Origin of the sequence: Bacillus sp. FSL P4-0290 (assembly GCF_037975435.1) — a bacterium.
Classification (GTDB): domain Bacteria; phylum Bacillota; class Bacilli; order Bacillales; family Bacillaceae; genus Bacillus; species Bacillus subtilis.
Genome location: NZ_CP150253.1, coordinates 2,200,629 through 2,226,909 on the forward strand (window position 1 = coordinate 2,200,629; position 26,281 = coordinate 2,226,909).

Annotated in this window: 6 protein-coding genes and 2 pseudogenes; all 8 read left to right on the plus strand. The window is 46.3% G+C overall.

The annotated features are described in order from the left end of the window. Positions 1 to 11: 11 nt before the first annotated feature. The 8 genes and pseudogenes from ppsC to MKY10_RS11870 all read left to right on the plus strand — a co-directional run bounded on the left by ppsC (position 12) and on the right by MKY10_RS11870 (position 26,279). Entirely contained in the window at positions 12 to 7,679 is a 7,668-nt protein-coding gene (gene ppsC, locus MKY10_RS11835) for a plipastatin non-ribosomal peptide synthetase PpsC (protein ID WP_048654899.1), read from the plus strand. Between the two features lie 25 nt (positions 7,680 to 7,704). After that, a complete protein-coding gene (gene ppsD / locus MKY10_RS11840) occupies positions 7,705 to 18,504 on the plus strand; it encodes a plipastatin non-ribosomal peptide synthetase PpsD (protein WP_339225873.1) in 10,800 nt (3,599 codons plus the stop codon). Positions 18,505 to 18,511: 7 nt separating this feature from the next. Then, positions 18,512 to 22,351, plus strand: coding sequence for a plipastatin non-ribosomal peptide synthetase PpsE (gene ppsE, locus MKY10_RS11845; protein ID WP_015251982.1), 3,840 nt, complete (start codon positions 18,512 to 18,514; stop codon positions 22,349 to 22,351). Positions 22,352 to 22,458: 107 nt separating this feature from the next. Next, complete coding sequence (locus MKY10_RS11850) at positions 22,459 to 22,851, plus strand: DUF1360 domain-containing protein (RefSeq protein WP_015251983.1); 393 nt, start codon at positions 22,459 to 22,461, stop codon at positions 22,849 to 22,851. 135 nt (positions 22,852 to 22,986) lie between these two features. After that, positions 22,987 to 24,519 carry a glycoside hydrolase family 10 protein gene (locus MKY10_RS11855; protein ID WP_015251984.1) on the plus strand — a complete coding sequence of 511 codons (1,533 nt, stop codon included), beginning with the start codon at positions 22,987 to 22,989 and terminating at the stop codon, positions 24,517 to 24,519. Positions 24,520 to 24,602: 83 nt separating this feature from the next. Continuing rightward, a pseudogene (locus tag MKY10_RS11860) lies at positions 24,603 to 24,755 on the plus strand (hypothetical protein). Then, a pseudogene (locus tag MKY10_RS11865) lies at positions 24,745 to 25,046 on the plus strand (DUF5367 family protein). The pseudogenes MKY10_RS11860 and MKY10_RS11865 overlap by 11 nt, the downstream one beginning before the upstream one ends. A 90-nt stretch (positions 25,047 to 25,136) precedes the next feature. Further along, positions 25,137 to 26,279, plus strand: a complete 1,143-nt coding sequence (locus tag MKY10_RS11870) for an acyl-CoA dehydrogenase (protein ID WP_014479960.1) — start codon at positions 25,137 to 25,139, stop codon at positions 26,277 to 26,279. Positions 26,280 to 26,281: the final 2 nt, after the last annotated feature.

Genomic DNA, 26,281 nt, shown 5'->3' on the forward strand with positions numbered 1-26,281 from the left:
GAGATTCACTGATGCCGCAGCAACCCGAAATACAGGATATATACCCTTTGTCATTTATGCAGGAAGGGATGCTTTTTCACTCACTGTATGATGAACAGTCGAGAGCTTATTTTGAACAGGCTTCTTTTACGATCCATGGACAGCTTGACTTGGAGCGTTTTCAGAAAAGTATGGATGCTGTTTTTGACAGGTACGATATCTTTCGAACAGCATTCATCTATAAAAATGTAGCCAAACCTCGCCAAGTCGTGCTCAAGCAACGTCATTGCCATGTTCATTTTGAAGACATTTCTCATCTCAATGAAAAAGATAAAGAACATTGTACAGAGGCATTCAAAGAGCAGGATAAATCCAAAGGCTTCGATCTCCAAACGGATGTACTGATGAGAATATCTATTTTAAAATGGGCGCCTGATCATTATGTCTGTATCTGGAGCCACCATCATATTTTAATGGATGGCTGGTGTTTAGGCATCGTCATTAAAGACTTTCTCCATATTTATCAAGCGCTTGGAAAAGGGCAGTTTCCTGATTTGCCTCCCGTACAGCCGTACGGGACGTATATTAAATGGCTGATGCAGCAAGACCGGGAAGAAGCAGCTGAGTATTGGAAAAAGAGGCTTCAGCATTTCGAAAAAGCTTCGCCTCTGCCTAAAAGAACAGATCAAATGTCGGATGGGACATTACAGCAGATCACGTTTACCATTCCTGAAAAAGAAACCTCCGAATTACAGAAAATCGCTGCAGCATGTGGTGCGACACTTAACACTGTTTTCCAAGCTTTATGGGGAATCATGCTCCAAAAGTTCAATCGCCGCGACGATGCTGTGTTCGGATCAGTTATATCAGGCAGACCTTCTGAGCTAAAAGATGTGGAAAACATGGTCGGACTTTTTATCAATACCATTCCTATTCGAGTCCAAAGTGATTTTCTGTCTTTTTCTGACCTAGTCAGCAGAATGCAAAAGGACATGACTGAGGTAGAAGCTTATAGTTACTTTCCCTTATATGATATTCAGGCGCAGAGCGCTCTTAAACAAGAGCTGATCGATCATATTATCGTCTTTGAAAATACACCTACTCAACAAGAGATTGAAGAGCTGAATCAAGCTGGATCATTTGATTTCTCCGTGAAAGATTTTGAGATGGAAGAGGTAACTAATTATAGATGCAGTGTCAAAGTGATCCCAGGGCGTACTTTGTACGTTCGGATTCATTTTCATACAGGCGCTTATCAACCAAATATGATGTCTGAAATAAAAGATTATTTACAGCACATGATCTCTGACGTCATCTCTGATCCATCTCTTCCTGTGTCAAAGATGACATTGCTAGATGAGGACAAAACACGGAAAATCGTTTCTCAAAATAACAGGACAGTATCTGTTTCACCTGAAGCCCCAACCTTGCATGGTCTGTTTGAACGACAGGCGGCAGTCACACCGGAACGGCCGGCTATCCGATTTTCCGGCGGTTCGCTGACATACGCTGAGCTTGATATGTACGCCAGCCGGCTGGCTGCGCACCTTGCGGCACGCGGCGTCACAAACGAAAGTATCGTCGGTGTCCTGTCTGAACGCTCACCTGACATGCTGATCGCTGTCCTTGCTGTCTTGAAGGCCGGCGGGGCGTATTTGCCGCTTGATCCTGCGTATCCAAAGGAGCGGCTGAGCTACATGTTGAAAGACAGCGGGGCATCGCTCTTGCTGACACAGCCGGGATGCTCCGCACCGAACTTTTCTGGCGAAACGCTTGAAGTGGACATGACATCTCTTGAGCGTGAAGAAGTAAAACGTTATGTGTCTGCTTCTGTTAGCGACGGATCTCTCGCCTATGTCATTTATACGTCGGGCTCTACCGGGCAGCCGAAAGGAGTGGCCGTTGAGCACCGCCAGGCTGTTTCTTTTCTGACCGGCATGCAGCACCAGTTTCCGCTTTCGGAAGATGACATTGTCATGGTGAAAACCTCTTTTTCCTTTGATGCGTCTCTGTGGCAGCTGTTTTGGTGGACTCTTTCCGGTGCTTCGGCGTATCTGCTTCCGCCCGGTTGGGAAAAAGACCCCGCGTTGATCGTACAAGCCATTCATCAGGAAAACGTGACAACGGCTCATTTTATTCCGGCTATGCTGAACAGCTTTCTCGATCAAGCGGAAATCGAAAGGCTGAGTGACAGGACAAGCTTGAAGCGTGTATTCGCCGGAGGTGAACCGCTTGCGCCCCGTACGGCAGCCCGTTTTGCTTCTGTATTGCCGCAGGTATCATTAATCCATGGCTACGGGCCGACAGAAGCAACGGTAGACGCGGCATTTTACGTATTGGATCCAGAACGGGACAGGGATCGTTTGCGGATTCCGATTGGGAAACCCGTACCCGGTGCGCGTTTGTATGTTTTAGATCCGCATTTAGCCGTACAGCCTTCCGGTGTCGCCGGCGAACTGTACATTGCCGGAGCGGGTGTTGCCAGAGGTTATTTGAATCGGCCGTCATTAACGGAGGAGCGTTTTCTTGAAGACCCGTTTTACCCGGGGGAACGCATGTACAAAACCGGCGATGTGGCGCGCTGGCTCCCTGACGGGAATGTTGAATTCCTCGGGCGCACGGATGATCAGGTGAAAATCCGCGGCTATCGGATTGAACCGGGAGAAATTGAAGCGGCACTAAGAAGCATAGAAGGCGTAAGAGAGGCGGCTGTTACCGTACGGACAGACAGCGGGGAGCCGGAATTATGCGCTTATATAGAAGGGCTCCAAAGAAACGAAGTGCGGGCACAGCTTGAGAGACTGTTGCCGGGCTACATGGTCCCAGCCTATATGATAGAGATGGAACAGTGGCCGGTTACGCCAAGCGGAAAGCTCGACCGAAACGCCCTGCCAGCTCCTGGCGGAGCGGCAGATGCGGAGACCTACACGGCGCCGAGAAACGTGACTGAGATGAAGCTTTCTCAGCTGTGGCAAGACGTGCTGAAAAATGGCCCTGTCGGGATTCACGACAACTTTTTTGACCGCGGGGGGCATTCCTTAAAAGCAACGGCGCTTGTCTCACGGATCTCAAAAGAATTCGATGTACAGGTGCCGCTAAAAGATGTGTTTGCCCATCCGACGGTAGAAGGGCTGGCGGCCGTTATCCGTGAAGGAACGGACAGTCCATATAAAGCGATAAAACCGGCTGAAAAACAGGAAACCTATCCGGTTTCCTCTGCCCAAAAGCGGATTTATGTCCTTCAACAGCTGGAGGACGGAGGGACAGGCTACAATATGCCGGCTGTGTTAGAGCTCGAAGGGAAGCTCAACCCTGAAAGGATGGACAGAGCTTTCAAAGAGCTGATCAAGCGCCACGAGTCGCTTCGGACCTCCTTCGAACAGGACGCAGGAGGCGATCCGGTGCAGCGCATCCATGACGAGGCGCCGTTTACGTTACAGACTACAGTTCTCGGCGCACGAACCGAAGAGGAGGCCGCAGCCGCATTTATCAAACCGTTTGATCTCAGCCAAGCGCCGCTGTTCCGTGCCCAGATCGTAAAGGTATCAGATGAGCGGCACCTGTTGCTGGTTGATATGCATCACATCATTTCAGACGGTGTTTCCGTCAACATTCTGATTCGGGAATTCGGTGAGCTGTACAATAATCGGAAGCTTCCGGCACTGCGCATTCAATATAAAGACTATGCCGTATGGCAAGAAGGATTCAAAACAGGAGACGCGTACAAAACGCAAGAGGCGTACTGGCTGAAGCAGCTCGAGGGCGAGCTGCCTGTGCTGGATCTTCCGGCTGATCATGTCCGCCCGCCTGTGCGAAGCTTCGCTGGTGACAAGGTCTCATTTATGCTGGATCAAGAGGTTACATCAGGCCTTCACAAGCTAGCACGAGAAAACGGAAGCACACTGTACATGGTGCTTCTTGCGGCTTACACCGCGTTCTTGTCACGCTTAAGCGGACAGGAAGATATCATCGTCGGCTCGCCAATTGCCGGCCGGCCGCACAAGGATCTTGAGCCGATACTCGGCATGTTTGTGAACACGCTGACGCTTCGGACGCGCCCGGAGGGCGGGAAGCCGTTTGTACAGTACTTGCAGGAAGTGCGTGAGACAGCATTGGAAGCCTTTGAGCACCAAGATTACCCGTTCGAAGAGCTTGTTGATAAGCTTGAATTGACACGGGATATGAGCAGAAATCCGCTGTTTGACGTAATGTTTGTTCTTCAAAACATGGATCAGGAATCGTTGGAGCTGGATGAACTTTGTCTCAAACCTGCAGCAAACAATGGGCATCAAACGTCCAAATTTGATTTAACCCTATATGCCCAGGAACAGCTCCACGGTTTGCTGACGTTCCAAATGGAGTTTAGTACTGACTTATATAAGAAAAAAACGATAGAAAAGTGGCTTCAATACTTCATCAATATGTTACTCTCCATCATCAAAGACAACAAAGCCGCTCTCGGAACAATAAATATCCTGAATGAGGATGAGACCCATTACCTTATCCACGAGCTCAATCGTACAAAAATAGATTATCCAAGAAATGAAACCATCAGCAGACTCTTTGAAATGCAGGCAGAACAAACGCCTAATGCTGTAGCAATTGTCAGCGACACCCAAGTATTCACTTACGAGGACCTGAACAGCTGGGCAAATCAAATTGCCTCAGTTCTACAGATAAAGGGCGTAGGGCCTGATAGTGTTGTAGCCTTGTTGACAGGCAGAACACCAGAACTCATTGCAGGAATGCTGGGCATTCTAAAAGCCGGGGGAGCCTATCTGCCTATTGCTTCTGATCTGCCTGTTGAACGAATAGCTTATATGCTGTCAGACAGCGGGGCGGCATTACTCCTTCAATCTGAAAAAACAGAAAAACAACTATTAGACATTGAATGTGAACAAATCATAATCGAAGATATTCAAAAGCAAGGAAAAACGAAGAACGTTGATTCTTCAGCAGGGCCACATTCACTCGCATATATCATTTATACCTCTGGATCAACCGGTAAACCAAAGGGTGTCATGATTGAGCAGCGAAGTGTAATTCGTCTTGTTAAAAACAGCAATTATATTACATTTACACCTGAAGACCGCCTTCTGATGACATCATCAATCGGTTTCGACGTTGGGTCATTTGAAATTTTCGGACCGCTGCTAAATGGTGCCGCTTTGCATCTGTCCGATCAACAAACATTTCTCGATTCCCATCAGCTTAAGAGGTACATAGAACATCAAGGAATCACAACGATTTGGCTGACATCTTCTCTATTCAATCATTTGACAGAACAAAATGAACAAACATTTTCACAGCTGAAACATTTAATTATAGGCGGAGAAGCTTTGTCGCCGAGCCACGTCAATCGAATCAGAAATGTCTGCCCTGAAGTATCTATATGGAATGGATATGGCCCTACCGAAAATACAACTTTTTCGACATGCCTTCACATTCAAAAAACATATGAACTTTCCATTCCGATCGGGCGGCCGGTTGGTAATTCCACCGCTTATATCTTAAATCAATGGGGAGTGCTGCAGCCGGTCGGAGCTGTCGGTGAACTTTGTGTCGGCGGAGATGGCGTCGCCAGAGGATATTTGGGCCGTCCTGATTTAACGAAAGAGAAATTTGTCCCACATCCATTTGCACCTGGCGATCGACTGTATCGCACAGGTGATCTGGCGCGCTGGCTTCCTGATGGCACAATTGAGTACGTTGGCCGTATTGATGATCAAGTAAAAGTCAGAGGCTATCGTGTGGAGCTGGGTGAGATCGAATCAGCACTTCGCCAAATAGACGGAGTCAAAGAAGCGGCGGTGTTGGCACGTACAGGACAGTCAGGGAGCAAAGAGCTGTTTGGCTATATCAGCGTAAAAGCAGGCACGAATGCTGAACAAGTGCGTTCTCTTCTTGCGCGTTCGCTGCCAAACTATATGATCCCGGCGTACATTATTGAAATGGAGGCTCTTCCGCTCACATCAAACGGCAAATTGAACCGAAAAGCACTGCCTGAACCAGATTTCGCATCTAAACAAACATACATCCCGCCACGCAACGAACTTGAAGAGCAGCTGGCATTGATCTGGCAGGAGGTTCTAGGCATCCAGAGGATCGGAATAGAGGATTCATTCTTTGAATTGGGCGGAGATTCAATCAAAGCCCTTCAAGTTTCTGCACGCCTTGGGCCCTATGGACTAAGCTTGCAGGTAAGTGATTTATTCCGTCATCCAAAGATAAAGGACTTATCACCATTGATCCGTAAGTCAGAGAGAATCATAGAGCAAGGACCCGTTCAGGGAGACGTTCCTTGGACGCCAGTTCAGCAATGGTTTTTTTCACAAGATATTGAAGAAAGACACCATTTCAATCAGTCTGTCATGCTATTCCATTCTGGACGTTTGTCTGAAAACGCCCTTAGACCAACCTTGAAAAAACTGGCGGAGCATCATGATGCGCTTCGGATGGTTTATCGCAACGATGATAGGCGATGGATTCAAATCAACCAAGGCATTCATGAGTCACAGCTATACAGCTTAAGAATCTCTGATCTTTCACAGTCAGAAAGCGGCTGGGAGACGCAAATCAAACAAGAAGTTGCAGATCTTCAGCAAAGCATCAATTTGCAGGAAGGACCATTGTTGCACGCCGCTTTGTTTAAAACACTGACCGGAGATTACTTGTTCCTTGCGATCCATCACCTTGTCGTTGATGGTGTCTCATGGCGGATTTTGCTTGAGGATTTGTCAGCCGGATATCAACAAGCTGCTGCAGGCCAGACGATCCAGCTTCCGCCTAAAACGGATTCCTATCAGGAATACGCAAGACGCATACAGGTATATGCCCAAAGCAGTAAGCTGATTCGCGAAGAGGCGTATTGGCGAACTGTAGAAGAACAGCAAGACGCAGAACTGCCCTATGAAATACCGCATCATGTGAACATCGACTTCAGCAAAAGGGACTCATTAAGCTTTTCACTGACTGAAGCAGACACCGCCGTCTTGCTGCAAAACGTCAATCACGCCTATGGCACAGATACACAAGATATTCTGTTAACCGCAGCATCCTTGGCGATTTGTGAATGGACAGGAGGAAGCAAGCTCCGTATCGCTATGGAAGGACACGGGAGAGAACACATTCTGCCAGAGTTAGATATCAGCAGGACGGTCGGATGGTTTACATCCATGTATCCGGCCCTCATAAGCTTTGAAAATCATAGGTATGAGCTCGGAACCGCATTAAAAACCGTTAAAGATACACTGGGCCGGATACCAAACAAAGGGGTAGGTTACGGTATGCTGAAATACCTTACACACCCTGAAAATAAAAGCATTACGTTTTCAAAAACACCTGAAATCAGCTTTAACTATTTGGGCCAGTTCAACGACATCGAAAGACAGGACACCTTCCGCCCATCAAGCCTTGGGAGCGGAAAGGATATCACTCATACATGGAAGCGTGAGCAAATCATCGAGATGAGCGCAATGGCAGCAGACAAAAAGCTCCATTTCAATCTTAGTTATCCGCCAGCCCGCTTTCACAGAAACACAATGGAGCAGCTTATTAACAGGATTGAACACTTTTTGCTGGACATTATGAAACACTGCGCCGGTCAACAGAAAACAGAAAAGACACTGAGCGATTTCAGCAGTCAATCATTAACGGCTGAGGACTTGGACAGCATATCCAGCTTGGTGGAAGAATTGTAGAAAATCGTGACAGGGAGACATGAACATGACAAAAGCGAATTCAATTCAGGATATTTATCCGCTGTCTTACATGCAGGAAGGGATGCTTTTCCATTCCCTCCTGCAAAAAGATTCACAGGCGTATGTTGAGCAAGCTTCTTTTACAATTGAAGGAAAAGTCAACCCGCAGTTTTTTCAAAACAGCATCAACGCTCTTGTAGAAAGACATGATATTTTCAGAACGATTTTTATCAGCCAAAATGTTTCCTCTCCCCAGCAGGTTGTTCTGAGAGAACGAAATGTCATCGTACTGGAAGAAAACATTACTCATTTAAACGAGGCGGAGCAATCACAGTTTATCGAGCAATGGAAAGAAAAGGACCGGGACCAGGGGTTTCATTTGCAAAAGGATGTGCTCATGCGCATCGCTCTGATTCAAACAGGAGAGAGCCAGTACTCTTGCATTTGGACCTTTCATCATATCATGATGGACGGTTGGTGCCTCAGCATTGTGCTAAAGGAGTTTCTGCATATTTACGCATCTTATGTAAATGCATCCCCAATAACATTGGAGCCGGTCCAGCCATACGGAAAGTATATCAAATGGCTGATGGAGCAAGACAAAGAGCAGGCGGTTTCTTATTGGGACCATTATCTTTCCGGCCACGAACAGCAAACCGTGCTCCCGAAGCAGAAAAAAACAAAGGGAAAAAGCAGGCAGGAACACGTTACATTTTCATTCTCTAAGGAAGAAAGCAGCAGGCTTTCAGAGCTTGCTGCTAGAGAAGAAGTGACACTCAGTACGATTTTTCATACCATTTGGGGCATTCTGCTACAAAAATATAATAATAACGATGACGCCGTATTCGGTTCTGTCATTTCAGGAAGGCCCGCAGAAATCGAAGGCATTGAACATATGGTAGGTCTTTTCATTAATACGATGCCGATTCGGGTGCAGGGGGCAAAAACGCCATTCCTTCAACTTATAAAAGATATGCAAAAAGACCGTCTTGCCGCTGAAGCGTACAGCTACCACCCTTTATATGAGATTCAATCCCGCTCAGCTGTTAAGCAAGGGCTGATTGATCATATTCTCGTATTTGAAAACTATCCGGTGCAGCAAGAGATTCAAATCCTGAACAAACAGGAACATGCTTCTGATCTTTTTCAGATTCATAATTTCACTGTCGCAGATGAAACCAACTACAGCTTTTATCTTATGGTGGCGCCAGGGGAAGAAATTCATATCAAAATGAACTATGATGCGGAGCAACACGATCGGTCTTTTGTGCTCTCTGTCAAAGAGCATCTTCTGAATGCTGTATCACAAATCTTAAATAATCCGAATCTTCCACCTGAAGAAATCGATATCACGACAGATACTGAAAAGCGGCAGCTGATTGGAGAAATCACAGATCGAACACCAGTTTACGAAACCATCCATGCCATGTTTGAAAAGCAAGCGGAAAAGACACCAGATGCTCATGCTGTAATTGATCAAGCCTGCTCATTAACATACAGAGAACTGAATAAAGCGGCTAACAGATTGGCACGGCATTTACGAATGAAAGGCGTTGTGAGACAGGAACCCGTTGCGATTATGATGGATCGCTCTGCGGCGTTTATCACCGGCGTTCTTGGAATCTTAAAGGCAGGCGGCGCCATTGTTCCCGTTGATCCGCATTACCCGGCTGACAGAATCCGTTATATTCTGCATGATTGCGGCTGTTCGCATGTTGTTTCACAAGCGCATCTTTCCTCATCGTTAGAAGACAATTACATTATCACTTATCCAGAAGAAATCGAAAGCAAAGTAGACGGCAGTAACATAAAGTCAGTCAACAATGCTGACGATCTGCTGTATATGATTTATACATCAGGCACAACAGGTAAACCAAAGGGTGTTCAATTTGAGCATCGAAACATGGCTAACTTGCTGAAGTTCGAATATACTCACTCCGGCATTGACTTTGAAGCAGATGTTCTGCAATTTGCGACACCTTCGTTCGACGTCTGCTATCAAGAAATATTTTCTGCGCTTCTGAAAGGCGGCACACTGCACATCGTGCCAGAAGCCATAAAAAGAGATGTGCCTCAGCTGTTTGCATGTATAAACAAACATCAGACGAATATTGTGTTTCTCCCAACTGCTTTTATCAAAATGATTTTCAGCGAGCGAGAACTTGCGAACTCGTTTCCTGATGGCGTCAAACACCTGATCGCAGCCGGGGAACAATTAATGATTTCAGACCTTTTCCAAGATGTGTTGCGTGAACGCGGCATACACCTGCACAATCATTACGGACCTTCAGAAACTCATGTGGTATCTACGTATACCATTCATCCTGGAGACCCTATTCCTGAGCTTCCGCCAATCGGTAAACCGATAGGCTGTACTGATCTATATATTTTGAATCATCAAAAACAGCTTCAGCCATGCGGTGTACCAGGCGAACTCTATATTTCCGGCGCAAGTGTTGCCAGAGGATATGTCAATCACGATAAACTGACAAGCGACAAATTTTCATCCGATCCATTCAAGCCTGATGTGATCATGTACCGGACAGGTGATTTGGCCAGACGGCTTGAAGACGGCAACATCGAATATATCGGACGGGCAGACAATCAAGTGAAAATCAGAGGTTATCGAATTGAGCCGCAAGAAATCGAAGTCACGCTAATGAATCATCCGGACATTAGTGAGGCTGCCATTCTCATCTGGCAAGATCAAAACGGTGAACATGAATTATGCGCTTACTATTGCAGTGTACAAAAGCTGAACGCAATAGATTTACGCAGTTATATGGCTAGTGAGCTCCCAGAATACATGATTCCGGCGAAATGGATATGGGTTGACAGCATACCTCTTACCCCAAACGGAAAAGTAGATCGCGCAGCACTTCCGGAGCCAGATGCTTCAATCAGCGGAAACCCATATACCGCCCCTCGAAATCTGTTAGAGGCAAAGCTTTCACAACTATTTGAAGATGTACTGAATAATGGCCATATAGGCATCCAAGACAACTTTTTTGACCATGGCGGCCACTCGTTAAAAGCAACAGTGCTTATGTCACGGATCGCTAAGGAGTTTCATGTGCAAGTTCCGCTAAAGGACATCTTTGCCCATCCGACTGTTGAAGGATTAGCTTCAATCATTCGAGAGGCAGAACAAAATCCGTATGCAGCAATTGAACCAGCAGAAGAAAGGGATACATATCCTGTATCTTCGGCCCAAAAACGAATGTATGTGCTTCAACAGCTTGATGAGGGTGTCGCCTATAACATGCCTGCGGTCTTAGAACTGGAAGGTGCACTGGATGTCGCCAAACTGTCTGCTGTATGTAAAGAACTGATCAATCGGCATGAGCCGCTTCGAACTTCCTTTGTATCCGGAGCTGATGACGAGCCGGTTCAGCGTATCCACACCGAAGTGCCGTTTACGTTAAGTAAAGAGACCACTATCGAGGGATTTGTCCGTCCCTTTGATCTCAGCCAGGCGCCATTATTTAGAGCAGGCCTTATAGAAGTGTCAAACGAGAAGCATGTATTGCTGGTGGATATGCACCATATCATTTCAGATGGCGTATCCGTTCAGCTCCTAATCCGAGAATTTACCGATCTTTATGCAAACCGGCAGCTTAAGCCATTGCGGATCCAATATAAAGATTACGCCGTATGGCAACAGAAATTTAAAAAGGGAGACTCGTACCAAAAGCAGGAGACTTACTGGCAGCAGCAGTTTAGCGGGGACCTTCCTATACTGGAGCTTCCAACAGATAAACGACGTCCGGCAGAACGGCAATTCATAGGCGGGAAAGTAACCTTTCAATTGGACAAAGAGATCACGGCCCGCATAAAGCGGCTCGCCCATAAAAACAGAAGCACGCTTTATATGACGCTTCTCGCTTTGTATTCAGCCTTTTTGTCCCGGTTAAGCGGTCAGGATGATATCGTGATTGGTTCACCTATCGCCGGACGGCCCCATGCCAACCTTGAAGCTGTTCTTGGGATGTTCGTCAATACATTGGCTCTCCGCACACGCCCGGCGGGTAATAAGACATTTGAGGAATTTCTGAAAGAAGTCAGACAGACGGCACTAGAAGCGTATGAGCATCAGGATTACCCGTTTGAAGAGCTTGTGGACAAACTCGGTGTGCAGCGGGAAATGAGCCGGAATCCTTTGTTTGACACAACGCTAGTCCTTCAGAATATGGAACAGCAAAAGCTAAAAATGAATGATGTACAGCTTCAGTGGAACGACTTGGAGCACCCAATATCAAAATTTGATATTTCCCTATACGTTACAGAGCATGATTCCGAGCTTTTCTGTCAGTTTGAATACAGTACAGCTTTGTTTGAGAAAGAAACCATCCAAAGGTGGGCCAGCCTTTTCACCACGCTTGTGGAACATACAGCTGCCAGTCCTGAAACAGAATTGGACAATATTCCAATCTTAACAAAAGAAGAAGAGCGAGATTTCATTGAATCATGCCATCTGTTTGAGGAGACGGGCTATTCAATGAATCAAACGCTCCACTATGCACTCGAACAGCAGGCAGAAAAAACGCCTGATCAGGCGGCCGTTATCTTCGAAGATGGAGTGATGACCTATAAAGAATTGAACGAACAGGCTAACCGTATCGCCTGGGAGCTGATCGGACGGGGGGTAAAACCCGAAACGACTGTTGCCATTATAGGAAAGCGTTCACCTGAAATGCTGCTTGGCATTTATGGCATTCTTAAAGCTGGCGGCGCTTATCTGCCCATCGACCCGGATTATCCGGAAGAACGAATCAGCTTTCTGCTGGAGGACAGCGGTACAAACATTCTCCTGCTTCAGTCTGCCGGCCTTCATGTTCCGGAATTTACAGGAGAGATTGTCTATCTCAATCAGACAAATAGCGGACTGGCACATCGTTTGTCCAATCCGAATGTGGATGTTCTCCCGCAATCTTTAGCCTATGTCATCTATACATCCGGCTCTACCGGGATGCCTAAGGGTGTTGAAATTGAACATCGATCAGCGGTGAATTTTTTGAATTCCCTACAGTCCCGCTATCAGCTAAAGCATTCAGATATGATTATGCACAAAACATCATATTCATTCGATGCTTCAATATGGGAGCTGTTTTGGTGGCCTTATGCCGGAGCTTCTGTTTATCTGCTTCCTCAGGGAGGCGAAAAAGAGCCTGAAGTGATCGCGAAGGCCATAGAAGAACAAAAGATCACAGCTATGCATTTTGTGCCTTCAATGCTCCATGCATTTTTAGAACATATAAAATATCGCTCTGTACCGATTAAGACAAACAGACTCAAGCGAGTGTTTTCTGGGGGAGAACAGTTGGGGACCCATCTTGTCTCCCGATTTTACGAGTTGCTTCCAAATGTTTCAATAACCAATTCCTATGGGCCAACGGAAGCAACCGTAGAAGCTGCATTCTTTGATTGTCCGCCACATGAAAAACTTGAACGGATTCCAATTGGAAAACCTGTTCATCATGTCAGATTGTATATCCTGAATCAGAATCAGCGGATGCTGCCTGTTGGATGTATCGGTGAACTATACATTGCCGGAGCGGGTGTTGCCAGAGGTTATTTGAATCGGCCGGCATTAACGGAGGAGCGTTTTCTTGAAGACCCGTTTTACCCGGGGGAACGCATGTACAAAACCGGGGATGTGGCGCGCTGGCTCCCTGACGGGAATGTTGAATTCCTCGGGCGCACGGATGATCAGGTGAAAATCCGCGGCTACCGGATTGAGCCGGGAGAAATTGAAGCGGCACTAAGAAGTATAGAAGGTGTAAGAGAGGCGGCCGTTACCGTACGGACAGACAGCGGGGAGCCGGAATTATGCGCTTATGTAGAAGGGCTCCAAAGAAACGAAGTCCGAGCGCAGCTTGAGAGACTGTTGCCGGGCTACATGGTCCCAGCCTATATGATAGAGATGGAACAGTGGCCGGTTACGCCAAGCGGAAAGCTCGACCGAAACGCCCTGCCAGCTCCTGGCGGAGCGGCAGATGCGGAGACCTACACAGCGCCGAGAAACGTGACTGAGATGAAGCTTTCTCAGCTGTGGGAGGACGTGCTGAAAAATGGCCCTGTCGGGATTCACGACAACTTTTTTGACCGCGGGGGACATTCCTTAAAAGCAACGGCGCTTGTCTCACGGATCACCAAAGAATTCGATGTACAGGTGCCGCTAAAAGATGTGTTTGCCCATCCGACGGTAGAAGGACTGGCTACCGTTATCCGTGAAGGAACGGACAGTCCATATGAAGCGATTAAGCCCGTTGAAAAACAGGAAACCTATCCGGTTTCCTCTGCCCAAAAGCGGATTTATGTCCTTCAGCAGCTGGAGGACGGAGGGACAGGCTACAATATGCCGGCTGTGTTAGAGCTCGAAGGGGAGCTCAACCCTGAAAGGATGGACAGAGCTTTCAAAGAGCTGATCAAGCGCCACGAGTCGCTTCGTACCTCCTTCGAACAGGACGCAGGAGGCGATCCGGTGCAGCGCATCCATGACGAGGTGCCGTTTACGTTACAGACTACAGTTCTAGGCGAACGAACCGAACAGGAGGCCGCAGCCGCATTTATCAAACCGTTTGATCTCAGCCAAGCGCCGCTGTTCCGTGCCCAAATCGTAAAGGTATCAGATGAGCGGCACCTGTTGCTGGTCGATATGCATCACATCATTTCAGACGGTGTTTCCGTCAACATTCTGATTCGGGAATTCGGCGAGCTGTACAATAATCGGAATCTTCCGGCACTGCGCATTCAATATAAAGATTATGCCGTATGGCAAGAAGGATTCAAAACAGGAGACACGTACAAAACGCAAGAGGCGTACTGGCTGAAGCAGCTCGAGGGCGAGCTGCCTGTGCTGGATCTCCCCGCTGATCATGCCCGCCCGCCGGTGCGAAGCTTCGCGGGTGACAAGGTCTCATTTACGCTGGATCAAGAGGTTGCATCAGGCCTTCACAAGCTGGCACGAGAAAACGGAAGCACACTGTACATGGTGCTCCTTGCGGCTTACACCGCGTTCTTGTCACGCTTAAGCGGACAGGAGGATATCATCGTCGGCTCGCCAATCGCCGGCCGGCCGCACAAGGATCTTGAGACGATACTCGGCATGTTTGTGAACACGCTGGCGCTTCGGACGCGCCCGGAGGGCGGGAAGCCGTTTGTACAGTACTTGCAGGAAGTGCGCGAGACAGCATTGGAAGCCTTTGAGCACCAGGATTACCCGTTCGAAGAACTTGTCGATAAGCTTGAATTGACACGGGATATGAGCCGGAATCCAGTGTTTGATGCGATGTTAGTTGTTCAAAATAATGATTACGAGCGATTGCTTCTTCATGATTTGCAAATGAAGCCGGCACAAGTTTCTCATCTCGTTTCTAAATTCGATTTGACACTACAGGCATCTGAGGGCGACGGAAACATTCATTTCCTTTTTGAATATTCAACCGCATTGTTCGAGAAAACCACCATTGAACGCTGGGCATCGCATTTAACAAATGTACTTAGCATCATCGGCAAAAACCCGAAGGTGACACTCAACCATATCGACATCCTGACCCAAGAAGAGCGGCACCAGCTGCTTAATGAGTTTAACACCGGGCAAGCGAATCAATACGGAGTTCAAACAATCAGTCAATTGTTTGAGCAGCAAGCTGCACGAACACCAAAAGCTTCTGCACTTGTCAGCGGAGACAAAACACTCACTTATCAGGAGCTTGACGAGTGGTCCAATGGAATCGCACGTGCATTGCGCAGCCGAGGTGTTAAGCCGGACACACCAGTAGGCATCATGATGCATCGTTCGTTCAGTATGATAGCAGCCATACTTGGTGTGTGGAAAGCAGGCGGCTGTTACGTTCCCATTGATCCTGAATACCCGACAGAACGCAAACGCTATATCCTCAGCGACAGCGGAACGAAACTGCTGATGACAATAAATGAAGCGGATCTGGGAGTACTTGCTGACTTTGAAGGAGAGATCTTGACGATAGAAAGCGTAGAGGAAGACGACAAATCGCCGCTGCCGCAAATGTCGTCTGCCCATCATTTGGCTTATATCATTTATACCTCTGGAACGACGGGCCGTCCAAAAGGGGTAATGGTCGAGCATAAAGGTATTGCTAACACTCTTCAGTGGCGGCGAAACGCTTATGCATTCAACGAGACAGATACCATTCTGCAGCTCTTTTCTTTCTCATTTGACGGCTTTTTAACTAGTATGTTTACACCGCTTTTGTCAGGTGCAAAAGCCGTTTTGCTTCATGAAGAGGAAGCGAAGGATATTCTAGCCATTAAGCATCAGCTGTCTCGTCAACGGATTACACATATGATTATTGTGCCTGTTTTATATCGAGCGCTTTTGGACGTAGTGCAGCCGGAAGATGTAAAGACGCTTAGAGTCGTCACACTGGCGGGAGAAGCGGCTGACCGCGAATTGATCGACCGCAGCTTAGCTGTATGTCCGCATACCGAACTCGCCAACGAATATGGACCGACAGAAAACAGCGTGGCGACTACCGTCATGAGACATATGGAAAAGCAGGCATACGTAAGCATCGGCCAGCCGATTGACGGGACTCAAGTGCTGATTTTAAATAGCAATCATCAGCTTCAGCCAATCGGTGTTGCGGGAGAGCTTTGTATAGCAGGCACAGGGCTTGCAAGAGGGTACGTCAATCTTCCAGAACTGACAGAGAGAGCATTCACGCAGAATCCATTTAAACCCGAAACACGAATGTACCGAACAGGAGACGCCGCCAGATGGATGGCCGACGGAACACTCGAATATCTCGGAAGAATCGATGATCAAGTCAAAATCAGAGGATACCGTGTAGAAACGAAAGAAATTGAATCGGTCATCCGGTGTATAAATGGTGTAAAAGACGCCGCAGTAGTTGCTCATGTAACAGCGTCAGGACAAACCGAATTAAGTGCTTATGTGGTGACAAGACCAGAGTTGAGCACAAATGCTGTACGCTCAGAATTACAAAACAAGCTGCCGGTGTTTATGCACCCTGCGTTTATTGAAAAACTGGACTCACTTCCATTGTCACCAAACGGCAAGCTGGATCGCGGAGCACTTCCAAGACCTGTACACAATCGCGAAGGTGAACGTCCATTCCTCCCGCCAGCCAGCAAAACGGAACAAATACTGGCGGATATATGGAAGGATGTACTGGGTGCAGAAAAAATCGGAACAGCTGATTCGTTCTTTGAGCTTGGAGGAGATTCGATCAAAGCGTTACAGGTATCTGCGCGGCTTCACCGGATAGGCAAGCAAATGGCAGTGAAAGATTTGTTTAGCCATCCGACCATTCAAGAATTGGCAGCTTATATCCGTGATTCAGATACAAGTTCCAGCCAAGCTGCGGTTGAGGGAGACGTACAATGGTCGCCTGTTCAAAAATGGTTCCTTTCTCAAGATATAAAAGAAAAACACCATTTTAATCAGTCCGTAATGCTGCATCGAAGCACCTCTGTACAAGAAGATGCACTGCGCAAAACGTTAAAAGCAATAACGTGTCATCATGATGCGCTGCGAATGGTGTTTACACAGAATGAACAAGGAAAGTGGGATCAATATAATCGGCCGCTCAGTCATTCGGACGACGCGTTGTACGGCCTTCAGATGATTGATTTATGCACTGATGGAAATAGAGCGTATGAGCCTATTATCAAACGCCATGTACTTGATATTCAGCAGAAAATGGATTTGAAGAATGGTCCGCTGCTGCAAGCCGGTCTTTTCCACACAATTGACGGTGATTTCTTATTTTTATCTGCTCATCACCTCGTCGTTGACGGCATTTCATGGCGGGTTCTGCTTGAAGATTTGGCTTTAGGGTATCGCCAAGCTGCAAGCGGGGAGGATATCAAACTGCCGCCTAAAACAAGCTCATTTAAAGCGTACACGAAAAAGCTCTCTGACTACGCTGAAAGCCAGCAGCTAATGAAACAGCTCAAGTATTGGCGCGAAGCCGAAGAGTATCAAACAGAGGCATTGCCTTTTGATCACATTGATGGAACTAGAGCACACGAGGGACAACGGTCCACGATTTCGTTTACCTTAAACGAGAAAGAGACAGCAGCACTCTTAAAAGACGCCAACAGCGCATATAACACTGATACGCAGGACATGCTGCTCGCTTCTGTCATTCTTGCGCTGCGCCATTGGACCAATCAATCCGCCTTCAAACTATCATTAGAGGGCCACGGGCGAGAGGATGTATTAGAAGGAATAGATGTGAGCCGGACGGTTGGATGGTTTACCGCCATTTATCCGTTATTGGTTAAATTGAACGCAGACTTGCCAGATTCGGAAGAATACATGGTTCATGTGCTAAAAACAACAAAAGATACACTGAGACGTGTACCTGACAAAGGATTCGGCTACGGTGTCATCAAATATTTGACGCCGCCTGGCAAAAAAGACATCAATTTCACAGGTGCACCAGAAATCAGCTTTAATTATCTTGGTCAATTTGAAAGCGTCCGCTCAGCTGAAGTACCTGAGGAGGACGCCTTCTCATTCTCTCCGCTTGGTGCCGGAGGTGATATCAGCACAACATGGAACCGTGAACAGTCGCTGGATATCAGCGCAATCGCTGCAGAAGGAAAATTGACTGTCAATATGACTTATGACAATGCCCGCTTTCAGCGCAAAACCATCAAACAGCTTAGCGAAACATGCCGTCAATTTTTATTACAGCTGATCGAACACTGCCAGAACAAAAGAGAAACAGAAAAGACGATCAGCGATTATGATGATCAAGAACTAACCGAGGACGCCCTGCAAGAGATTGCTGATATGCTCAGTTTTCACTAATGAAACCGTGAAGAAAGGTGCAGACACTATGGATAACATCAAAAAAATCAAGAACATTTATCCTCTGAGTCATATGCAGGAGGGAATGCTGTTTCATTCCTTCCTCCGTAAAGAGGAGGGGGCGTATGTCGAGCAGTCGCTCTTCACCATTAAAGGAAGCCTCAGCTATGACTGGTTCCAGCGCAGCATTCAAGCCATTATCGACCGCCATGATATTTTCAGAACCGTGTTTTTGCCGCACGTCCCGCATTTGTCGGGACCTCGGCAAGTCGTGATGACAGAACGTGAATTCCATTTGTACAGCGAAGACATTTCCCATCTGCCAACAAACGACCAGAATGAGTATATTGAACGCTTTAAAGAGAAGGACAAGCAAAAAGGCTTTGATCTGCAAAAAGACATGCTGATGCGGATTTCTCTATTCAAGACAGCTAAAGATGAGCATGTCTGTATCTGGAGTCACCATCATATTTTAATGGACGGATGGTGCCTAGGTATCGTTATGCAGGAATTTATGCAAATTTATCAATCGATTCATGCAGGAAAACCACTTTCATTAGACCCTGTCCGTCCGTACAGCACCTATATTTCATGGCTGACAAACCGAGACAAAGAAAAAGCAGCGGCCTACTGGGATACCTATTTAAAAAACTACAGCACTCCATCACCTCTGCCTCGTGTGTCTGATAAAGAAACAAAAGAAGGTTATCACCGTGAAGATTTGATATTTTCATTAAATAAACCACTGACAGACAAGCTGAAAGAGACTGCCAAACAACACGGCGTCACGCTCGCTACCCTTATTCAGGCAGTCTGGGGTGTGATGCTGCAGCAATATAACCGCACAGACGACGTTGTGTTTGGCGCAGTTGTATCAGGAAGACCGTCAGAAATCCCAGGCGTGGAGCAAATGATAGGGTTGTTTATCAATACCATACCGATTCGAATTAAAACACATCAAGACGAAACGTTTCACGAGCTGCTCATACGCTGCCAGAAAGAAATGCTGGAAGCTGAGCCGTTTACCTGCCAGCCTTTATTTGATATTCAGGCAAACACCGCATTAAAACAGGAACTGATTGATCACATTATCGTCTTTGAAAACTATCCGTTACAGCAGAAAATCGCCGATTCCGCTGATCAAACCGATTCACCGCTGCAAATCGATCAAGTTCAAGTATCCGAGCAATCAGGATATAACTTTAATCTTGTCGTTGCTCCCGGCGAAGAGCTTGTCATCAAGTTCAGCTATAATGCATTCGTTTACGATGCTGCCTGGATCAGCTGTATCAAGAGGCAATTTACGCAAGCGCTTAGCACAGCTGCACAGCACCCTCATATGCCAATTGCTGATTTTTCTTTTCTTGATGCAACAGAAAAAGAGCAGATTGTCACACAGTTCAACAATACAAAAACGGAGTATCCAAAGAATCATACAATTATCGATTTATTTCGCGAACAAGCAGAAAAGACGCCAGACCATACCGCACTTGTGTATGGCAATATGTCTATTTCGTATAAAGAGCTTGATAAACGCTCTAATGCGCTCGCCAGAGAATTAATTCAAAAAGGATTTCGGAAAAACGAGACAGCCGGAATATTGGCTGCACATTCTCCCGAATTCATGATCAGTGTGCTTGCCGTATTAAAAGCAGGGGGAGCATACCTCCCGCTTGATGCGGAGCTTCCGCCTGAACGAGTCAGCTTTATGCTTGAGGAAACGCAAGCAAAAATGCTGATTGTTCAAAAGGGGCTGGAGCAAAATGCTGCGTTCTCAGGAACATGTATGATTGCAGATGCGCAGGCATTGATGGGAGAGAACCATTTTCCTATCAACACCATCTCCAGTCCAGACGATCTTGCATATATCATGTATACCTCAGGATCAACAGGCCGGCCGAAAGGGGTCATGATCACGAATCGCAATGTCGTGTCCCTGGTCAGAAACAGCAATTACACGTCTGCGTCCGGTGATGACCGGTTTATTATGACTGGATCTATCAGCTTTGACGCCGTCACCTTTGAAATGTTCGGGGCACTTTTAAATGGCGCAAGCCTTCATATCATTGATAAATCGACAATGCTGACACCTGATCGGTTTGGAGCGTATTTGCTTGAAAATGACATTACAGTGCTATTTTTAACGACAGCTCTTTTTAATCAGCTGGCACAGGTACGAGCTGACATGTTTCGCGGACTCCATACGTTATATGTCGGAGGAGAAGCACTCTCTCCTGCCCTGATGAATGCCGTCAGACACGCCTGTCCAGATCTCGCGCTTCATAATATTTACGGGCCAACGGAAAACACGACTTTTTCAACCTTTTTTGAAATGAAGAGAGACTATGCGGGGCCGATTCCGATTGGAAAACCAATCAGTAATAGCACCGCTTACATCTTAGATACAAAAGGACGTCTTTTGCCAATAGGCGTTCCCGGCGAGCTTTGTGTTGGCGGTGATGGAGTCGCTAAAGGCTATTTGAACAGAGTAGATCTGACAAATGCTGTGTTTTCTCCTCATCCTTTCTTGCCTGGAGAAAGAATATACCGTACCGGTGATTTGGCGCGCTGGCTGCCTGATGGAAACTTAGAATACATCAGCAGAATTGACAGGCAAATGAAAATCCGCGGAAAACGAATTGAGCCCGCCGAAATAGAAGCGCGCCTGTTAGAAATGGAAGGCGTTCAAGAAGCAGCAGTGACATTGAGAGAAAAAGATGGAGAGGCGCAGCTGTACACTCATTACGTCGGTGATCACAAAAAAACAGATACGGATTTTCGCGCCGATTTGGCGCGTGTGCTTCCAGACTATATGATCCCGCAGCACTGGGTGCGTGTGGAGCGGATGCCGCTTACCGGAAACGGAAAAATAGACCGCAGCGCGCTGCCTATTCCAGAAAATAAGCCTGCCAAACGACAGAACATCATATTGCCAAGAAACTTGGTTGAAGAAGAATTGGCGAACATTTGGAAGCAAGTCCTCGGTGTTAACACAATCAGTATTGATGATGACTTCTTTGCTATTGGCGGACATTCACTAAAAGCACTGCAAGTCATACATACACTAAAACATCAGCAGAACATTGACATACCGATTGATTTCTTGTTCGAACATCCGACAATCGCTCAGCTTGCCGAAAAACTTTATTCTAAACAGCTGAGAGCGGCAGATGAACAGCATGTGATCAAACTGAACCAGCACGGCGCGCAAAATCTTTTCTGCTTCCCGCCGATATCAGGATTTGGCATTTATTTTAAAGACCTTGCTTTATTACTGAATGAGAAGGCAGCCGTATACGGGTTTCACTTTATTGAACAAGACACCCGCATTGAACAATATGTTAATTGCATGACGGACATACAGCCTGAGGGCCCATACGTTTTATTAGGCTACTCTGCTGGCGGAAACCTGGCTTTTGAAGTGGCACAGGCTATGGAGCGCAAAGGATTGGAAGTCAGCGACTTCATTATCGTGGACGCTTATCTAAAAGAACAGCCTTTGCCTATCGATACCGGGAATGACGAATCTGCAGCATATCTGCCTGAAGCAGTCAGAGAAAAGGTGATGAAGAAAAAAAGAAACTATCAGGAATATTGGGCACAATTGCTGAATGAAGGCCACATCAAAGCAAGCATTCATTTCATCGAAGCTGGAATCCACCCCGAAACCAGCGGGCATACAGGCTTAACGAAATGGGAAGGCGCCTGCGGAAACTATAGTGAGTACACGGGTTTTGGCGCTCATAAAGACATGCTGGAAGGAACATATGCTGAAAAGAATGCTGACATCATCCTCGACATTTTAGAAAAGATCACTTCAAATAAAGCAATCCCGCACAAACAATAGAGCGGATTCGCGGACAAAAGCATTCTTTGTCCGCTTCTTTTTGTATCAAAGAATGGATCGATGACACTAGGGAATGATAACATCATCCTTTTTCTTGGAGGCTTGTCATGGAGCATTTATCTTTTCTTACGTTTATCATGCTGATTCTAGCCAGTTACAGGCTGACACATTTGATTGTATTCGACAAAATCACAGAATTTATCCGAAAACCTTTTATGAAAAAGAAAAGGATTGTTGATCAAAACGGGCATGTAGATGAAAAAAGCGTGCCGGCTTCTAACTTTGGATACATGCTCAATTGCTACTGGTGTGCCGGTGTTTGGTGTGCCATCTTGATCGGACTTGGCTATCTTTTTTTGCCTCGTATTGCAATACCGCTGATCTTTATTTTAGCCATTGCCGGAGCACAAGCGATCCTTGAAACGGCTGTCGGTGTCGGCGTAAAACTTATTGATGTGTTAAAAAGTCTGCAAACCATGATGAATGATAAAAAGTCCTAAAAGCGGTTCACAACATGCTTTAGGACTTTTTTCGTTTATTTAGTGAGATAGACATTCTGTTAATCACCCTTTTAAAGCCCGGGAATACCGTAATAGCGAATAGTGAAAGTGATGTAATGGGGGAGAAGAAACAGAATGAAGGTTTGCCAAAAGTCGATTGTCCGTTTCCTTGTCAGCTTGATCATCGGAACGTTTGTCATTTCCGTTCCGTTTATGGCCAATGCGCAGTCTGACAGGGAGCTGAGAGCCGTATGGATTGCTTCCGTATTAAATATTGATTGGCCGTCCAAAAAAGGGTTATCTGTGAAAGAGCAAAAACAGGAGTATATCAAACTGCTGGACGATGTGCAAAAAATGGGAATGAATGCCGTTGTTGTTCAGATTAAACCGACGGCTGATGCCTTTTATCCGTCAGCTTACGGGCCTTGGTCGGAATACTTAACCGGTGTCCAAGGGAAGGACCCGGGCTATGATCCTCTTGCATTTATGATTGAAGAAACCCATAAACGAAATTTGGAATTTCACGCGTGGTTTAACCCTTACCGTATTACAATGAATCATACAGATCTTAATAAATTGTCTGAGAGTCACCCGGCAAGAAAACATCCAGATTGGGTTGCCGCCTACGGAAACCAGCTGTATTATCATCCAGGCATTCCAGAAGCGAGAGATTTTATCGTCAAAGGCATTGAAGAAGTCGTAAAACATTATGATATCGATGCTGTTCATATGGATGATTATTTTTACCCTTATAAAATAGCAGGACAGGAATTTCCTGATCAAGCACAGTATGAACAATACGGAAAAGACGCTTTTTCTAATATCGATGACTGGCGGCGGGACAATGTGAACCAGCTTGTCAAACAAATCAACCAAACAATTAAAGCTGCAAAACCGTATGTCAAATTCGGCATCAGTCCCTTTGGAGTATGGAGAAACGCCGCAGATGACCCGACCGGATCGAATACAAAAGCAGGCGTCAGAAATTATGACGATCTATATGCAGACACAAGACATTGGATCCAAGAAGGCGACATCGATTATATTGCTCCGCAAATTTATTGGAGTATCGGCTTTAACGCAGCGGCTTACGACGTGCTGGCTGATTGGTGGAGCAATGAAGTCAAAAATAGACCTGTTCACTTATATATTGGCCAGGCAGCATATAAAATCAATAACAATTTTGATCCGCCTTGGTCCGACCCTGAGGAATATGTGCGGCAAATCACTTTGAACCGCCAGCTTGAACTGGTGAAAGGAAGCATGCATTTCAGCCTCAAGGACCTCAACAAAAATCCGCTTGGCATCAAAGACAGGCTTATCGCCGATCTTTACAGAAATCCGGCACTGGTTCCGCAAATGCCTTGGCTTGACAATACCGCCCCAAAAAAACCGAAGCTTACGAAAGTCACCGAAGACAAAAACGGCAATCTTCTGCAGATTAAAGATCACCCATCAAATCAAAAAACGAAAGAAACAGCCTATTATGCGATATACAGAGCCGAAGGGAAAAAGCAGAGAACATTGCTGGCAACGCAAAGAAAAACACATGAGCAGCAAACCTTCTTAGATAACACGGCAGATCCCAACAAGAAATATACGTATTATGTCACTTCAGCAGACCGGCTTCATAACGAAAGCAAGGCTTCCAAACGAACAACAAAATAAGAAATGAGAAGGACGGCTTTCTAAGTCGTCTTTTTTTAAAAGTGATTTTGGAGACAGGAAACGATGGTAAACCCCTGTAGGCGGTGTTTGGACATTTTCCATTATTGGAATCTGAGAAGCTAGTACTAAGTAAAATCTAAGAGAAACATGTACAGGACGTGTTTTACGTTTTCATTTCTAGTCTGGTTAGGTGCCACATTATTTTTTGTGCTGTTCGAAGATGCTGTGTTGACTGATCCGGCTGAAGAAGCCTTTTTGACGAACTTTCTTCTCTTGGAAGCGGGCACCGCTCTTGTTTTATGCCTTGTGTTCTTTCTCTATCAAAAACTCGATCAATCACAGTTCGCGGTGATCAAGCTATATATGGGGATCAGCGGTCGGTTTATTGATTGATACGATTTCCCTTTGGAATCTCCCTCATCTTCCCGGCTTTATCAAAGGGCCAAGTTATTGCATTTGCGATATGGATGGTATGCGCCTACTGCATGTATTTGCTCATTCCGCTGAAATTATCACATAAAAAATGATTCAGTTTTAATTTTCAGACTTTTCTTGTCAGGGAATGATTATAGAACTCGCCTAATAGGATGTTACAAAGATGTGAAGGAGGAAACGATGTGAATTTTGAGCTGACAAAAGAACAACAAATGGTGCGTGAAATGGTAAAAGATTTTGCGAAAAAAGAAATTGCTCCTCACGCTGAACATGTAGATCAAACAGGCGAGTTCCCGATGCAAACATTTGAAAAAATGGGTGAACTCGGTCTGATGGGTATTCCATTTCCAGAAGAATACGGCGGATCTGGCGGTGATACGATTTCATATGCCTTAGCGGTTGAAGAAGTCGGCAAAGCCTGCGGCAGTACTGGATTAAGCTATGCTGCAGCGGTCTCGCTAGGCGCAAGCCCTCTTTACTACTTCGGAACAGAAGAGCAAAAACAGACGCATTTGACGCCGCTGGCTTCAGGCACAGCACTCGGATCATTCGGCCTGACGGAGCCAAATGCCGGCTCAGATGCAGGAGGCACTCAAACAAAAGCGATTTCAAATGGTGACGAGTATGTAATCAACGGCGAAAAGTGCTGGATCACTAATGCAAGCTACGCACGCACAGTTATTGTAACCGCCGTAACAGGCAAAAACAAAGACGGAAAAAACATCATCTCCGCATTAATCGTGCCAACTGACACACCAGGACTTACGATTACGAGCCCGTACGATAAAATGGGCGTCCGCGGTTCGAATACAGCGGAAATTTTGCTTGAGGATGTAAGAGTGCCTGCGGCCAACTTACTTGGCGATCCAACAAAAGGGTTTAAACAGTTTCTATATACGCTGGACGGAGGGCGAATCTCCATCGCTGCTCTTGCAGTCGGCATTGCCCAAGCGGCCCTTGATGCATCATTGGCATATGCGAAAGAACGAAAGCAGTTTGGACAGCCGATTTCTTCCTTTCAAGCGATTCAATTTAAGCTTGCTGACATGGCGATGGAAATTGATCTGGCACGGCAAATGGTGTTAAAAGCCGCCTGGCTGAAAGACCATAACCACCCGTTCACCAAAGAAGCGGCGTACGCCAAGCTATTCGCATCTGAAATGGCGACAAGAGCTTGCAATCAAGCCATTCAAATCCATGGAGGTTCAGGCTATATGAAAGAGTATGGGGTGGAACGGATGCTACGGGACGCAAAATTAATGGAAATCGGTGAAGGCACATCTGAAATTCAGCGTCTCGTGATCGCCAGACAGCTTTTAAAATAAAA

Excerpts from the sequence above, each read along its gene's own strand:
- ppsC (WP_048654899.1), top strand. The coding sequence starts at position 12 with ATGCCGCAGCAACCCGAAATACAGGATATATACCCTTTGTCATTTATG.
- ppsD (WP_339225873.1), top strand. The coding sequence starts at position 7,705 with ATGACAAAAGCGAATTCAATTCAGGATATTTATCCGCTGTCTTACATG.
- MKY10_RS11850 (WP_015251983.1), top strand. The coding sequence starts at position 22,459 with ATGGAGCATTTATCTTTTCTTACGTTTATCATGCTGATTCTAGCCAGT.
- MKY10_RS11855 (WP_015251984.1), top strand. The coding sequence starts at position 22,987 with ATGAAGGTTTGCCAAAAGTCGATTGTCCGTTTCCTTGTCAGCTTGATC.